At 70.6% G+C, this 15,169-nt stretch carries 11 protein-coding genes and 1 tRNA gene; 7 read left to right on the top strand and 5 right to left on the bottom strand.

The features are described 5' to 3' along the window. Positions 1-10: 10 nt before the first annotated feature. Positions 11-1,282: an extracellular solute-binding protein gene (locus Q5H91_RS06905; protein WP_305172566.1), complete on the bottom strand. Its 1,272-nt coding sequence runs from the start codon at positions 1,280-1,282 to the stop codon at positions 11-13. A gap of 124 nt (positions 1,283-1,406) precedes the next feature. Between Q5H91_RS06905 and Q5H91_RS06910 the strand changes: the two genes are divergently transcribed. Both Q5H91_RS06910 and Q5H91_RS06915 read left to right on the top strand, forming a co-directional pair. Next, positions 1,407-4,319, top strand: a complete 2,913-nt coding sequence (locus Q5H91_RS06910; protein ID WP_305172567.1) for a TonB-dependent receptor plug domain-containing protein — start codon at positions 1,407-1,409, stop codon at positions 4,317-4,319. A 23-nt stretch (positions 4,320-4,342) separates the two neighbouring features. Beyond that, a complete protein-coding gene (locus tag Q5H91_RS06915) occupies positions 4,343-5,089 on the top strand; it encodes a glycosyltransferase family 2 protein (RefSeq protein WP_305172568.1) in 747 nt (248 codons plus the stop codon). On the opposite strand, the gene Q5H91_RS06920 is transcribed toward Q5H91_RS06915, so the two are convergent. From Q5H91_RS06920 to Q5H91_RS06935, 4 genes are all read right to left on the bottom strand, one after another. Then, positions 5,059-5,391: a hypothetical protein gene (locus tag Q5H91_RS06920; protein WP_305172569.1), complete on the bottom strand. Its 333-nt coding sequence runs from the start codon at positions 5,389-5,391 to the stop codon at positions 5,059-5,061. The two genes, Q5H91_RS06915 and Q5H91_RS06920, sit on opposite strands and share 31 nt — an antisense overlap. Then, a complete protein-coding gene (locus tag Q5H91_RS06925) occupies positions 5,391-7,805 on the bottom strand; it encodes a DUF3772 domain-containing protein (RefSeq protein ID WP_305172570.1) in 2,415 nt (804 codons plus the stop codon). Before Q5H91_RS06925 ends, Q5H91_RS06920 begins: the two co-directional genes overlap by 1 nt. Before the next feature lie 181 nt (positions 7,806-7,986). Then, the gene (locus Q5H91_RS06930) at positions 7,987-9,156 is read right to left on the bottom strand and encodes a winged helix-turn-helix domain-containing protein (protein ID WP_305172571.1); all 1,170 of its coding nucleotides are present in this window, start codon (positions 9,154-9,156) and stop codon (positions 7,987-7,989) included. Further along, complete coding sequence (locus tag Q5H91_RS06935; RefSeq protein ID WP_305172572.1) at positions 9,153-10,823, bottom strand: GH39 family glycosyl hydrolase; 1,671 nt, start codon at positions 10,821-10,823, stop codon at positions 9,153-9,155. The genes Q5H91_RS06930 and Q5H91_RS06935 overlap by 4 nt, the downstream gene beginning before the upstream one ends. 257 nt (positions 10,824-11,080) lie before the next feature. Here Q5H91_RS06935 and aguB point away from each other — a divergent pair, with 257 nt between their 5' ends. From aguB to Q5H91_RS06960, 5 genes are all read left to right on the top strand, one after another. Continuing rightward, positions 11,081-11,941 (top strand): N-carbamoylputrescine amidase, encoded by an 861-nt coding sequence (gene aguB, locus Q5H91_RS06940; protein WP_305172573.1) that lies wholly within the window; start codon positions 11,081-11,083, stop codon positions 11,939-11,941. After that, the gene (gene folK, locus Q5H91_RS06945; protein ID WP_370655244.1) at positions 11,938-12,417 is read left to right on the top strand and encodes a 2-amino-4-hydroxy-6-hydroxymethyldihydropteridine diphosphokinase; all 480 of its coding nucleotides are present in this window, start codon (positions 11,938-11,940) and stop codon (positions 12,415-12,417) included. The genes aguB and folK overlap by 4 nt, the downstream gene beginning before the upstream one ends. Positions 12,418-12,433: 16 nt before the next feature. After that, positions 12,434-12,509: transfer RNA gene (locus Q5H91_RS06950), tRNA-Lys, on the top strand. Between the two features lie 32 nt (positions 12,510-12,541). Then, positions 12,542-12,913, top strand: coding sequence for a division/cell wall cluster transcriptional repressor MraZ (locus Q5H91_RS06955; protein ID WP_305172574.1), 372 nt, complete (start codon positions 12,542-12,544; stop codon positions 12,911-12,913). Between the two features lie 48 nt (positions 12,914-12,961). After that, on the top strand, positions 12,962-15,154 hold the full coding sequence (locus tag Q5H91_RS06960) for a TonB-dependent receptor (protein ID WP_305172576.1): 2,193 nt from the start codon (positions 12,962-12,964) through the stop codon (positions 15,152-15,154). Positions 15,155-15,169: the final 15 nt, after the last annotated feature.

The raw sequence follows: 15,169 nt of genomic DNA on the forward strand, positions 1-15,169 counted from the left end.
ATCAGATCCGTCACGCGATCCGCCCCGCATCGACCAGCGCGCGTCGCTTGGCCAGGATCGCGTCGGCGCGCGTGTTCATCGTCGCCATGGCCTGCGCCGAGGTCAGGTCGCCGCGCACCAGCCGCTCGGCGACCAGCTGCACCTCGATGCGGATACGCTCCCACTCGATCACGTTCGGCTCGGTGACCAGCTCGGTCATCTGGCTGCGGAACGGCCGCAGCACCGGAGCCTGCATCTGCGGCGCCGCCCAGGCCGACTGGCGCGCGGGCAGGCTGCCGATCAGCCGCTGGAACTCCAGCTCGGCGCCCACGCCGGTCATGTAGCGGACCAGCGTCCATGCCTCGTGCGCCCTTGGCGACGTGGCCGCCACCGCCAGCGTCGCGCTGATCCCGCCGGCCGGTGCCGGCCCGCGCGGCCCCGGCATCCGCGCGACGCCCCAGCGATCGGGTGCGATCTCGGCCGCGCGGCGGCGCAGGTCGAGCAGCATTGCCGGCGAGCGCGGATAGATGGCGAACGCGCCTTGCGCGAACGCCGCGAACGGATCCTGCAACTCGGTCGACAGCATCGGCGGCGCCAGCCGGTCGGCATAGAGCGAGGCGTAGAAATCGAGCGCCGCGGCGAACTCCGGCGAGGCGAAGTCGCCGCGCGTGTTGCGGTCACGCAGCAGCTTTGCCCCGGCCTGCCCGGCGAAGGTGAACAGAGCATCCCACCAGTTGAGCGGCATCAGGAACACCCATTCCCCCGGCCGCCGCCGCTTCAGTTCACGCCCCATGTGCCGCCACCCCGCCCAGTCGAGTGGCGGCCCGTCATATCCCGCCGCCGCCAGCAGGTCGCGGCGATAGAATTGCGCCTGCGGGGCGACGGACCAGGGCACGGCATGGTCCCGGCCGCCGTAACGCGTCGCCTCGGTCAGGCCGGGGAACAGCCCAGTCACCAGAGCAGGGTCGCAAACCGGTGCGATCGCGCCGACCATCGCGAACTCGCCGACCCAGCCCGCAGGCAGCATCATGACGTCGGGCATCGCGTCGCCGGCAAAGGCGGTCAGCAGTTTTTCGTGAGAGGCGGTCCAGGGCAGCGACTGCACTTCGACGTCGATGCCGGTGGCGCGGGTGAAGGGCGGCATCAGGTGCGGCGAGTAATCGCCCTCGTAACTCATCGCCCACAGCCGAAGCGCTGCCGGGTTGCGCCGCGGCGCGCATGCCGAGGCCAGGAGCGCAGCCGATCCCGCCAGCAGCCCGCGCCGCGTCAGCCCCTGGTCGGGCGGGCTAGCTGCCTGTCCCATGGCCTGTCTTGGCAGGTCGCGAATGCAGAAGCCAGCAGTGCAACCATTTGACCGGCGCGGGATTTCACAAAAACTTACAAAAATCACCGTCGGCACGCACCGGCGGCAAAAGGGGTGAACAGGGATGCCGTTTTCCACGATCACGCGCGCCGCATTGCTGGCGGGCGCCGCCTTTCTCGTCCCCGCGGTGCCCGCCGCCGCTCAACAGGCGGACCCCGCGCCCGCTCCCGCCGCCGCGCCCGAAGAGGGTGCCGACATCGTCGTCACCGGATCGCGCATCCGCCGCCCGGATTACGAGGCGCCCAACCCGATCGTCTCGTTCGACGCGGCGAAGATCCGCGAGTCGGGCAACACCAACGTCACCAATTTCCTCCAGCGCGTGCCCGCGCTGAGCAACTCGGTCGACAGCACGCGCAGCGCCGGCAACGCGCAGGCGGACGGCGCGGTCGGGCAGGTCGGGCTCAACCTGCTCGACCTGCGCGGGCTCGGCACCAACCGCACGCTGGTACTGGTCAACGGGCGCCGCCACGTCGCCAGCCAGCCGGATACGGCTGCGGTCGACATCAACACCATTCCCACCGACCTGATCGAACGGGTCGACGTGCTGACCGGCGCTGCCTCTGCCGTCTATGGCGCGGACGGCGTGTCGGGTGTGGTCAACTTCATCCTGCGTCGCGATTTCGACGGGCTGGCGGCGCGCGCGCAGGCCGGCATCTCCGACCGGGGCGACGCCGGCAACCGCTTCGCGTCGGTAATCGTCGGGCGCAACTTCGCCGGCGGCCGCGCCAATCTGACCGCGGCGTACGAATATTCGGCCGAGGATCCGCTGGCCAACGACGATCGCGACTATCTGCGCAGCGCCAACCGCATCAACTTCGTCGCGCTGAACGATTACGACCCGACCCGCGCGGGCAGTTACCAGCAGGGGCCGGCCCGCGACATCCGCTACCGCGACAGCTCGACCTATGGCTATACCGACATCGGGGGCGTCCGCTATCGCGGCGACGGGGCGATCTACACCGCCGGCCCGTCGCTGGTGAACACGCCCTACACGCTGGGCGGCGACGACACGCCGGTCGCCGGCTATATCGGCGACATCCTGCCGCAGACCGAGCGGCACGCGGTCAACCTGCTGTCGCACTTCGACGCGTCGGACGCGTTCAAGGTCAGCCTGGAGGGCAAGTTCGTCCAGACCCGCATCCGCACGCTCGCCAGCTATACCGGCACCTATCCGGGCGGCCCCTTCTACCAGTCGACGCCGCTCGACAATCCCTACATCCCGCAGTCGATCCTGAACGCCGCGGTCGCCGCCGGGCAGACCGGGGTCGACCTCAGCCGCAACAATTTCGACCTGCCCCGCCGCGGCGAGGACGATCGCCGGCGGACGTGGCGCGGGGTGGCGGACGTGACCGGCGCGATCACCGACCATGCCAGCTACGACGTTTCCTATACCTATGGCCGCACCGACCTGCGCGCGACCAAGCTGAACGACCGGCTCGGCACCGAGTTCGCCCAGGCGCTCGACGCGGTGCGCAATCCCGCGACGGGCCAGATCGTCTGCCGCTCGGCAGCGGCGCGCGCGGCGGGGTGCCTGCCGGTCAACCCGTTCGGCCAGAACACCATCGACCCGGCGTCGTTCGGCTATTTCCTCTACGATCCGGTCAGCACCGCGCGGATCGAGCAGCACGTCGCCAACGCCTCGCTGACCGGCGATTTCGGCCAGTTCTTCACCCTGCCCGGCGGCCCGGTCCAGTTCGCGGTGGGCGCCGAGTACCGCGTTGAGAAGAGCCGCTTCCGCCCCGCGCAGGAACTGGTCGACGGCATCTTCTATGGTTACGACGAATATATCGTGCCCACCGCGGCGCGCGCGAAGTTCGACGTGTGGGAAGGGTTCGGCGAGCTGAACGTCCCCCTGCTGAAGGACCTGCCCTTTGCCCACCTGCTGTCGTTCGGGGCGGCCGGGCGCTGGTCCGATTACTCCACCGTCGGCGCGACCCAGGCGTATCAGTTCAACGGCATCTGGGCGCCGGTCGCGGACATCAGCTTTCGCGGCTCCTATGGCCGCTCGGTCCGTGCGCCCAATCTCGGCGAGTTCTATCGCCCGCGCACCGGGTCGGGCGATTCGGTCGACGATCCCTGCTACCTCGCCAATCGCGGCAACGGCAGCCAGTACCGCGTCGCCAACTGCCAGGCGCTGATCGCCGCCGCCGGGGGCAACGCGGCCAGCTTCAGCGCCGCCACCGATCCCTTCGCCATCACCTATCGACCCGGTTTCCAGCAGGGCAATGCGAACCTGCGCGAGGAGACCGCGCGGACCTGGACAGTCGGCACCGTGCTGCGCCCGCGCTTCGTGCCGGGGCTGCAGGTCGGGCTGGACTGGTACGACATCCGCATTCGCGACGCGATCAGCCTAGCCACCGCCAGCGACATCGCCGCCTCGTGCGTCGACCAGCCGACCACCGACAACGTCTTCTGTGCGCTGATTACACGGCAGGCGGGCACCGGCTATGTCAGCAGCTTCGTCGTCCAGCCGGAAAACGTCGCTGCCTTCCGCACCGCCGGGCTGGAGCTGAACGCCAGCTACGTCGTCACCACCGCCGGCGCCGGCCGCTTCGACCTGCGGCTGGTCGGCGGCTATCTCCACCGGCTGGAACAGGTCGCGACGCCGGGCGCGGCGGTGATCGACAATGTCGACCAGCCGTTCCGGCCGAAATACAGCCTCACCTTTTCGCCGACCTGGAGCATCGACGCGGTGACGGTCAGCTATAACCTGCGCTGGCAGAACGGCGTGCGCCGGTTCGATCGCCAGACCACCGACGACAATCCTACCGCCGTCGACCCGCGCTATTTCCGCTTCAAGGAACTGTGGCAGCACGACGTGCAGGTGCAGGTCCGCGCGTCGGAGCGGTTCGCCCTTTATGCCGGGGTCAACAATCTGGGCGACCAGCGACCCGATATCGGCTTCCAGACCAACGTGCCGATCTCGCCGCTCGGCCGCTTCTTCTACGCCGGCGCAAGGATCAGTCTTGATCGTTGATGCTGCACCGCACATAGCGGGGTATGCACAGCATCGCCGAACTCTTCGCAGGGGCCCTGCCCCTGCCGTCCTATGACGTCGTCATTCCCTGTTTCAACCGCGCGCACGTCGTCGCCGACGCGGTGGCGAGCGTGCTGGCACAGGATCCCGCCCCCGTCCGCGTGATCGTCGTCGACGACGGCTCGACCGATGGCAGCGCCGCCGCGATCGTGGCGCTGGAAGCGGCGCATCCCGGCCGCTTCACCGCCGCCATCCTGCCGCGCAACGGCGGCGCGTCGAACGCGCGCAACGTCGGCGCCGCGCTCTGTCGCGCGCCCTGGATCGCGTTCCTCGACAGCGACGATGTCTGGCTGCCGGGGGCCGCGCAGGCGCTGCTCGCCGCGACCGACGACGCCGACATCGTCTGTGGCCATTTCGCCCGCGTCGAGGATGGCGGCCCGCCCGGCCCGGCCGAGTGCGGCTGGTGGGGCGACGACATCCGCGTCGCGCTGGCGCACGGCGGGGTGATCGGCCCCTCCTGGTCGATCGCGCGGCGGTCGGTGGTGGAGCGGGTCACGGGCTTCGACCCCAGCTTCCACAATTGCAACGACTGGGACTTCTACACCCGCGCCGCCGCGGCCGGCGCCAGCTTTCGCCGGATCGACGCGCTGGTCGCCCAGTATCGCACCGTCGCCGGCGGGCGGCTGGTGAACGACACCGCGATCGGCGCGCGCAATGCCGCCCGCGTCCGGGCGCACCCCTATCTGTCGGCGCTGCTCGAGGACGCCTGAAGCGCGGCGTACCAGTCGGCATAGCGGGTGTTCCGCGCCATGTGGCGGTTCAGGTCCTCGTCGCCGTCCCACCACACCGGCCCGCGCTCACCCAGCGCGACTTTGGCGGCGTTCACCGCCGCCCGTGCCGCCGCCATCGCCTCCGGGTCGGCGGCGGTGCGTACCGCGCGGCGGGCGGCCATCAGCGCGTCGACCTGCGCCTGTCGCTCCGCCGCGTCCAGATGCGGGTTCGCCCGCCGCCACAACCGCCCGCGCACCACGATATAGCGGCCGTCGGGCGTCACCGGCGGCGGCTCCCCCATCAGTCGGGCCGATGCTCGGCCGGCAGCAGTTGCAGCTGCTGCGGCACGGTGCCGACGTCGATATCCTCCTCGGCCAGCCGCTGCAGGATCGCGATCAGCGCGGCGCTGCGCGTCGGATAGGCGGCGCGCGGGCTGGCGGTATGGGCGAAGCAGTTGAACAGGATGCGCCCGTCCGCGATCGTGTCGATGAACGCGACCGGCGCCGGATCGGCGAGGATCGCCGGTTCCGCGGCAAAGGCGTCGAGCACGATCGTCCGCACCCGCTGCGGCTCGACGCCCAGCGGGACCGAGAACTGGATCTGCAACCGGCCGAGCGCGTTCGACATCGTCTTGTTCAGCACCGTCTTGGTGATGAGTTCCGAATTGGGGACGATCAGCGTCGAGTGGTCGGCCAGCTCGATCTCGGTCGCGCGCACGCTGATCCGCTTCACGTCGCCCTCCTCGGTGCCGATGCGGACGAGGTCACCGATCTTCACCGGCCGCTCGGCGAGCAGGATCAGCCCCGACACGAAATTCTGCGTGATCGCCTGCAAACCGAAGCCGATGCCGACCGACAGGGCGGACAGCAGCAGCGCGATCCGCTCCATGCCGATGCCCAGCGACGCCAGCCCCCACAGGGTCGCCAGCAGCACCGCGACATAGCGGGCGATCAGCGCGAAGCTGTTGCGCCCGCTCAGGTCCAGGCTGGTCGTCGGCAGATAGCGCTCGTTCAGCCAGCGCAGGAACAGCCGCGCCAGCGCCAGCCCGACGATCAGCACCGCCACCGCGCGCAGGATCGCGCCGGGCGCGATGCTGACGTCGCCGATGGTGATCCCGCCCGCAACGGTGGCGAACCGCTCGACCGTGCTGTCGACGCCCGATCCAAACGGGGTCAGCAGCATCACGATCGCGACCAGCGCCAGCCCCAGCCGCAGCACGCCCGACAGCAGCACCCCGAACTGGTCGATCGCACCGGGCCGGATGCCGACCCCGCGCGCCAGCACATGCCCCGTGCGGCTGTTCGCCGAGAACACGGTCGTCACCACATCGTCGACGAAGGCGAGCAGCAGGTAGAAGGTGCCGACCACGATCGCCAGCCACTCGATCACGATCCGGGTCAGGAACAGGCTGAACGTCGTGTATCCGATCAGCAAAGCCGCCGCGCTCGCCAGCGTGACCAGCCAGGCAACCAGCGTGACGATGCCGACGCCCGCGCGCTTGGCGCCCGCGCTGGTCACCGCCGGGTCGGCGGCGTCGGGCGCCGCGCCCGCCTCTTCCTCCGCGGCCCGCGCGCGGCTGCGCAGCCGGCCCAGCGTGAACAGCAGCCCACCGATTGCCAGCAGGCGGACCGCTGCCAGCACCGCGTCGGTCGCCGCGATCGCGGTGGCGCTCAACCGCATCGTCTCGACCACCGCCGACAGCAGGATGTCGAGCCCGGTCAGCACCGCCAGCACCCACGCCCAGGGCAGCAGCGCGCGCGCCACCGTGTCGCCGATCGGCAACAATCGCCACGATCCCTGGCTGCGCATCAGGAGCGCTGCCCCCAGCGCGCCGATGAACCCGCCCATGCCCACCGCGAAGACGAACGCGGTCAGGATCGGCTCGGCCGCCGCCGCCGTCAGCCCCGACCAGCGCAGCCCCTGCACCAGCGCGAGTGCGGCGAGCGTCGGCAGCGCGGTGCCGGTGACCAGCCGCCACATCGCATAGCCGGTACGCCGGATGCGGTGCCCGGGCGCCGCGCCGATCGCGTAGCGCCGCCCCGCCTCGCGCAGCGCGATCCGCCCGGGCCAGCCGAGCGCGACCGCGACGACCGCGCCCAGGATCGCCAGCCACAGCCGCCCGCCGGCCAGTCCGCCGCCGACATCATCCATCATCTGCTGCGTGAAATGAACCGCGCGCACCACGTCGCGCGGCGTGGCGACGATCAATTCGGTCCAGAAATGCGGGGTCAGCGGCGACCGGTTGCGCGTTGCCCAACTACGCCCCAGTTCGGCGGTCTGGTCGGCGGCGATCTGGTCGGCCAGCTGCTGCGCCTCGACGATCAGCAGTTTGCCGCGGCGGATGCCGCTGTCGATCGTCGCCCGCCGCTGGGCGAGCAGCCGGCGCTGCTGGGCAATGTCGGGCGCGTCGACGATCCCCGGCGTCGCCGGCCCGATCTCGGTAACCTTGGCCTCGACTAGCGCCATCTGCGCGTCGAGCGTCGCCCCGACATCGTCCGCCGCCGCGCGCGCGGCACTCAAACGGTCGGTCAGCGCCGCCCGCTCCTCGCGCGTCGTCGCGACATCCGCCGCCCGCTCGACCGCGCGGACCTCCGCCGACGCGCTCGCCAGCCGGTTGGCCGCGTCCTGGACCGGATCGGCGGTCTGCGCGAACACGGCGGCGCCGGTAACGGCGATCAGCAGCGCGATACAGGCAGTGAGGAATCGAAGGGGCAAGGCGCGATCCGTCATGCTTTGTGCCCTACCGCCCTGCGTGAAACGAATCGACCGCCAACTGCATAATGCAAAGCCCCTCCCCTTCAGGGGAGGGGTTGGGGTGGGGCCTCTCCCCCAGCGCCGCGCGTGCGGAACCGCCCCACCCCCAAGCCCCTCGCCTGAAGGGGAGGGGAGAAGGCGGTCACACGACCGCGCCGACCTCCACCGCCCCCAACCCCAGCCAGGCGGCCATCCGCTCCAGTTCCACGCCCAGCCGCTCCATCGCCTCCGCCGGGGCATCCGGCTCCAGCGTCACCCGCTGCGCGCGCAGCACGCCCGCCTGCCGGTCCGCCTTCAGGTCGACCCGCGCGACCAGCGCCTCGTCCAGCAGGAACGGCAGCACGTAATAACCGTGCGTGCGCAGCGGCTGCGGCACATAGATCTCGATGCGATAGCGAAAGCCGAACAGCCGCTCGGTCCGCCCCCGCTCCCACACCAGAGGGTCGAACGGCGCGAGCAGCGCCGCGATCCGTACCCGGCGCGGGGTCGCCGCGTCGCGGTGCAGCCACGCCTTCTGGCTCCACCCCTCGACCCGCACCGGCACCAGCGTCCCCGCCTCCGCCTCGGCGGCGATCGCATGGTCGGCCTCGGCCGGCTTCAGCCGGTAATAGTCGCGCAGGTCGGCGGCGGTGGCGACCCCCAGCGCGCGGGCGCTGCGGGCGATCAGGGCACGCTGCGCCGTCGCCGCGTCCGGAGTCGGCAGGTCGAGCACCGCACGGGGCAACACCCGCTCGGGCAGGTCGTACACCCGCGCGAAGCTGCCGCGCCTGGTCGCGGTGGTGATCTGCCCCGACCAGAACAGCCATTCCAAGGCATGCTTGGTATGGCTCCACTGCCACCAGCCACTGCGGCTCGACCCGTTCTCGAAATCGGCCGCGGTCATCGGTCCGTCCGTGGCGATCCGCGCCAGCGCCGCCTCCGCCTCGTCACGCCGTTCGGTCGCGAAGCGTTGCAGCGCCTGATAGCCGATCTCGCCGCGCTCTGCCCGCGCCATCCGCCAGCGCAGCAGCGGATGGAGGTCGAGCGGCAGCAGCGACGCCTCGTGCGCCCAATATTCGAACGAACGCCGTTGGCGAAGCGGCCCCCAGGCATCGCGCTCCAGCAGCGCCCTGTCGTACCCACCCAGCCGCGCAAAGGCGGGCAGATAATGCGCCCGCGTCAGCACGTTGACGCTGTCGATCTGGAACAGCCCCAGCCGGTCGAGCACCCGCCGCAGCTGCGGCGCCCCCGCCCGCTCGGGCAGGCGCGCGCCGAAACCCTGCGCGGCGAGCGCCACTCGCCGCGCCTCGCCGATCGACAGGCTCAGCGTCACCGCGCGTCCAGCACCACCAGCGCCACCCCCTGCCTCGGCAACGCGAAGGCGGCGATGGTTCCGCCCTTGCCTGCGGTCAGCGCGACCGGTTCCGGCCGCATCGTGGCAGCCTGCTCCAGCGCGGCATAGCGGGTCTCGTCGGGGTTCAGCGGCGATCCCATCGCCTGCCACGCGGCAAAGGCGTTGCCGTGCGTGCCGTCGACCCGCCAGATCGTCGCGCTTGCCGGCGCCTTGCCGCGCAGCCCGCTCACCGTCAGCCGGATCGCCGCGGCCGGCCCCGCGACATCGTCGTCGTGATAGTGCCACACCAGGATCGCGGTCCGCCCGTCGGCTGTCCGCGTCGCGATCGTGCCGATGTCGGCCGCGCCGCGCACCCCCTCTGCCACCACCGTGTCGAGCGGCAGCTGCGCGTCGCTGGTCGCCGCCAGCCGCTCCGGCCCCAGTTGCGCGAACAGCCGGAACACGTTCAGCACCGGCAGCGCTACGCCGTTCGACGCCAGCTGGCGGTATCCTGCGAACCAGGGCTGGTTCTCGAACTCGAACGACCAGGACAGGACGCCGTCCAGATTGACCCGCCGCCGCGCCGCCAGCTCCCAGATCCGCGCGAAGCTGGCCGCGGTGTAGCTCGAATACATGGTGCCGTTGCGATACGCATTCTCCGGGCCGGGGCACGCTGCGCACCCTTCCGGATCGCTCTCGCCGATCACCACCGGCAGGGCGGCGAGCGCGGGGGTGGACGTCACCTTCACGAAGCCGCGATCGACCTCCTTCAGATGGGTCGCGATCCCCATTCGGACGTGTCCGTCGACGAAGCTCGGCTGCCCCTTGGCGTGGAAGGCGAGGAAGTCGGTTGGCGTTCCCACCTTGCCGGTAGCGAAGTTGGTGCCGATCGTCACATGCGCCAGGAAATCGTCCATGAACGCGCCGCCCGCGCCCGCCGTATCGGGGCCGCCGACCCGCGCGGTCGGCAGCGCGCGGCGCACCCCGTCGACGGCATAGTCGTGCAGCTTGAAGAATTCCTCGCGCGGTGCCTTCCAGTAATAGCCGTTGGGCTCGTTCCACACCTCGAAATACCAGCGCTCGACCTCGGCACGACCATAGCGTTCGACATTGTGGCGGGTCCATTCATAGACCAGCTCGCGCCACTTGTCGTAGCTCCTGGGCGGATAGGCCCATCCCGAGACGATGTATTTGTAATCGAACCCCGGCCGCCAGCTGTGCTGGTACGGCGTGCCGGCAGGCGCGGTCGACATCGCCTCTGGCATGAAACCGATCTGCAGGTACGGCCGCACGCCCCGCGCCAGATAGGTGTCGATGATCCGGTCGACCGTCGTCCAGTCATAGACCGGCTTGCCGTCCTTCGTCTCGGTATAGACGTTGGTGCTGCCCCATTTGAACGCCGCCGTGCCGTCGCCGGTGTTCAGCAGGTTGTGCGCGCGGAAGAACACGTCGCCGCTACGCAGCTTGCCCAGTTCGACCAGCAGCTTGCGGCCGTCCTTCATCGTCGCGTAATTCGGCTCGTCCGCCCCGAAGAAGCGCCACACCGGCGGCAGCGCGCCGACCGGGCGGTTCGCCTGCACGGTGACCGCGACCGGGCGCGGCGCCGCCTGCGCCGACACCATGGACGGCAGCAACAGGCTGGCCAATATGGCCGCTGGACGGATCATGCGCGTGTCCCTCTCACTAGACGAACGCCAGTGATGGCGGAGAGCGGCGGCGGGTTCAACGCACGCATTTTCGCGCGAAGGCGCAAAGACGCGAAGAGGTGGCGTCCGGAGCAGCGGCAGCTTGCCATCGGTAGCGAGGTGATTGGTCGGTTGCGCTGCCGCGCCCCAGACACCTTTGCGCCTTCGCGCGCATCACTCCTATACCGGCCCCCAAAGCGCCATTGCCCCCCCTTCCCCCCCGCCCTAAATGCGCGCGCATGACCGAGATCACCGTCGCCGCGCTCCAGCTCGGCTTTTCCGCCGACATCGACCGCAACATCGCCAACGTGTCGCGCCTGGTGCGTGAGGCGGCGGCGCGCGGCGCGCAGGTGATCCTGCCGCCCGAACTGTTCGAGGGCGAGTATTTCTGCCGGGTCGAGGATGAGGGCCTGTTCGCCAACGCCGCACCGGTCGGCGAGCACAAGGCGGTGCTCGCCATGCAGGCGCTGGCCGAGGCGCTGAAGGTCACCATCCCGACCAGCTTCTTCGAGGCCGACGGGCCGCATTACTATAACAGCCTGGCGATGATCGGTCCCGACGGCGAAGTGCAGGGCGTCTATCGCAAGAGCCACATTCCGGACGGCCCCGGTTACGAGGAGAAATTCTATTTCCGCCCCGGCAATACCGGGTTCAAGGTTTGGCCGGCGCCGCCGACCGCGCCGGGCTGGACACTGGGCGTCGGCGTCTGCTGGGACCAATGGTATCCCGAAACCGCGCGCGCGCTGATGCTGATGGGCGCCGAACTGCTCTTCTACCCCACTGCGATCGGCAGCGAGCCGCACGACACCAGCCTCGATACCGCGCGCCTGTGGCGGCGCGCGATGGTCGGCCATGCGGTATCCAACGTCGTGCCGGTGGTCGCCGCCAACCGCATCGGCACCGAACATGGCCAGCATTTCTACGGCACCAGCTTCATCACCGACGAGCGCGGTGACATTCTCGCCGAGCTGGACCGCGAGGAAGAGGGCGTCATCACCGCCACGCTCGACCTTGCCCGCATCCGCCGCCACCGTGCCGCCTTCGGCTTCTTCCGCGACCGCCGGCCGGAGCTGTACGGCCGGTTGGTCGCCGACGTCTGAGCGCGCCGTATCTCTACGCCGTCGCACTGGGCGGCAACCGCCGCACCCGCCACGGCAGCCCCGCCGCCACCCTTCGCGCGGCGCTGGCCATGATCGGCGGGGTGGAAGCGGTGTCGCCGGTCATCGCGACCCCGCCGCTCGGCCCTTCGATCCGCCGGTTCGCCAACGCCGCCGCGCTGATCCGCAGCGCCGAACCGCCCCCCGTCCTGCTCGCCCGGCTGAAGGCGATCGAGCGCAGCCTCGGCCGTCGCCCCGGCCGCCGCTGGGGCGCGCGGCCGATCGATCTCGACATCGTCCTCTGGTCCGGCGGTCGCTGGCGCAGTCGAACCCTCGCTGTCCCGCATCTCGCCTTTCGCGACCGCCGCTTCGTCCTCGCCCCGCTCGCGCGCATCGTGCCGTGCTGGCGCGATCCGGTCAGCGGCCGCACCATCCGGCAGTTGCTGACCCAGGTTGACCGCCGCCGGCCATCCACCTAGGTCCGCCCCGGGCGATGGGTCCGTAGCTCAGTCGGTAGAGCAAGCGACTTTTAATCGAGAGGTCCCGGGTTCGAGCCCCGGCGGACCCACCATCGCCCGATCCTCTCGCCAGCCGGACGGGGCCATGCCCGCACGCACCAAGATCTTCTTCGACGGCGGCCTGCGCCCCGCGGGCATGGAGATCGCCGTCGTGCTGCGCGGCCGGGCGACGATCCTCACCGATCTCGGTCCGGGCACCAGCATGACCGCCGAGTGGCTGGCGCTGCTCCATGCCGCCGAACTGGCGCGGATGGAGCGACTCGCCGATGCGGTGCTGATCGGGGACGCCGCCGCCATCGTCGCGCAGGCGAACGGCCGCGTCCGCACGCCGCCGCCGCATCGCGACCATCTGGAGCGGCTCTGCCGGCTGCTCGGTGCCGGACCGCCGCTCCGCATCCGCGCGGTACGCCGCTCGCACAATCTGGCCGGCATCGCCCTGGATAGACTACACTTGTAATCGCAACCGGAGGCTGTATTGTCACGCTAGAACACTGGGGGAGCGGGCGTGATGGGGGTGGTGGGGTGTCTGGCGATGCTGGCGCAGGTGGCGGGTGCCCCACCGGCCGAGCCGATCCCCGCGCCCGCCGCCGATCCGGCGACCACACGCAGCGACCGACCCACCCCCTCGCCCGAGACCGCCGACACGGTGACCGCCCCGTCCGGCGAGGCGATCGCGCCCGCCGCCCAGCCCGCCGCCACGGCGCCCCCGCCAGGCGCGACCGGAGCGAGCGACGGGCGACTGGTCTATGACGCCGCCTTCTTCCGCGCCTTCTCGCCCGCCACCGCGCTCGAGATCGTGCGCCGCACCCCCGGCTTCCAGCTCGACGTCGCCGATCAGGAGGTACGCGGCTTCGGCCAGGCCGCGGGCAACTTCGTCATCAACGGCCAGCGCCCCTCGGCGAAGTCCGACACGCCCGCGACCATCCTCCAGCGCATCCCCGCCAACCGCGTGCTGCGCGTGGAGGTCGGCCGCGGCGACCTGTTCGGAGCGGAGTTCGCCGGCCGGCCACAGGTCCTGAACCTCGTCCTGACCGACACCGGCGGCGTCGCCGGCACGGTCGAGGGCAGCGTGATGCGCGACTATACCGGCCATCTCTATCCGGCCGGCACCGCCTCCACGCTGATCCGTCGCGGCCGGTCGAGCCTGAACCTGGCGCTCGGCGTCGTCAACGAGCGCACCACCGAGGAAGGGTTCGACCGCATCACCACCCTGCCTGCTGGGCAGCAGACCGAATACCGCCGCAAGATCAATCGCCTGGTCGAGCCGGAGGGTTATGTATCGGGCGCCTACGAGTTCAACGGCGGTACCAACGACACCGCCCACCTGAACGGCCGCCTGTCGCTCGATCGCACGGCACTGACGCAGAGCAACACCGTCACCCCCGCCACCGGCCCCGTCCGCGACGACCGCCTGACCCAGCGCTACAAACTGACCGGGTACGAGCTGGGCGGCGACTATACCCGCCCGTTCCTGGGTGGCGGGCTGAAGCTGATTGGCCTCGTCACCCGCAAGGCGCGCGACGACCGCGACCTGTCGCTGCTGCGTGTCGAGAGCGACGTCGTCGGCGGCTTCGCCCAGTCGGTGGACGATCACCGCGACGAGACGGTGATCCGCACCGTCTGGAACCGCTCCGACCTCGCCGGGTGGAGCGTCGAGCTGGGCGTCGAGGGCGCGCTCAACGTGCTGCGCAGCGACGTCAACCTGTTCGAGATCGCCGAGGGCGGCGGCCGCACCCGCATCGACCTCCCGGTCGATCAGGCGACGGTGCGCGAGTATCGCGGTGAGACCTTCGTCAATGTGGGGCGTCTGCTCTCCACACGCCTGCGCGTCGACATGGGCGTGACCTATGAGGCATCGCGCCTCACCGTGTCGGGCGATGCCGCGGCGCGCCGGGTGCTGACGTTCCTGAAACCGCGGGTCACGCTCGACTGGCGGCCGGGCGGCAAGTGGCATGCCCAGGCGTCGGTCAAGCGCACCGTCGCCCAGCTTCAGTTCGAGGATTTCATCAGCGTCGCCGAGCTGACCAACGAGCGCGTCAACGGCGGCAACGCCAACCTCCAGCCGCAGCGCGCGTGGGAGACGCTGGCCTTCGTCGAACGGCCGATCCTGGGCGATGGCCTCGTCCGGCTGGAGGCGGGATACAACCGCATCCAGCTGGTGCAGGACCGCGTACCGACGCCCGAGGGGTTCGACGCGCCGGGCAACCTGGGTGATGGCGAGCTGTACCTGCTGCGCGGCCGGATCGACGCGCCGCTGACGCCGATCGGGGTAAAGGGCGGGCGGGCGACCATCTATGTCTCCTATGTCGGCACGCGGGTCGACGATCCCTATACCGGGCGCGGGCGGCCCTTCTCGGGCACCTCGCCGCTGCTGGCCACCGCCAGCCTGCGCCAGGACAGCCGCCGCTTCGCCTGGGGCGTCGATCTGGAGGCGGCGCTGCCGACCGCCTTCTATCGCCTGAACGAGATCGACCGCAGCTACAGCCGTGCGCCCTACGTGACCGTCTTCGCCGAATATCGGCCGACGTCGCGCTCGACGATCACCATCGGGCTAGACAATGCCAGCGGCGCTCCCGCCTTTCGCCGCCGCACCTTCTACCTCCCCGACCGGCGCACCGAGGAGCCGTCACTGCTGGAGCTGCGCCAGCGCAACCGCCACATCGTGCCGTTCGTGAAGGTCAAGCACCAGTTCGGGTGACGGCCCGCCCCTTAC

Origin of the sequence: Sphingomonas aurea, assembly GCF_030678875.1 — a bacterium.
In the GTDB taxonomy this organism is placed as follows: domain Bacteria; phylum Pseudomonadota; class Alphaproteobacteria; order Sphingomonadales; family Sphingomonadaceae; genus Sphingomonas; species Sphingomonas aurea.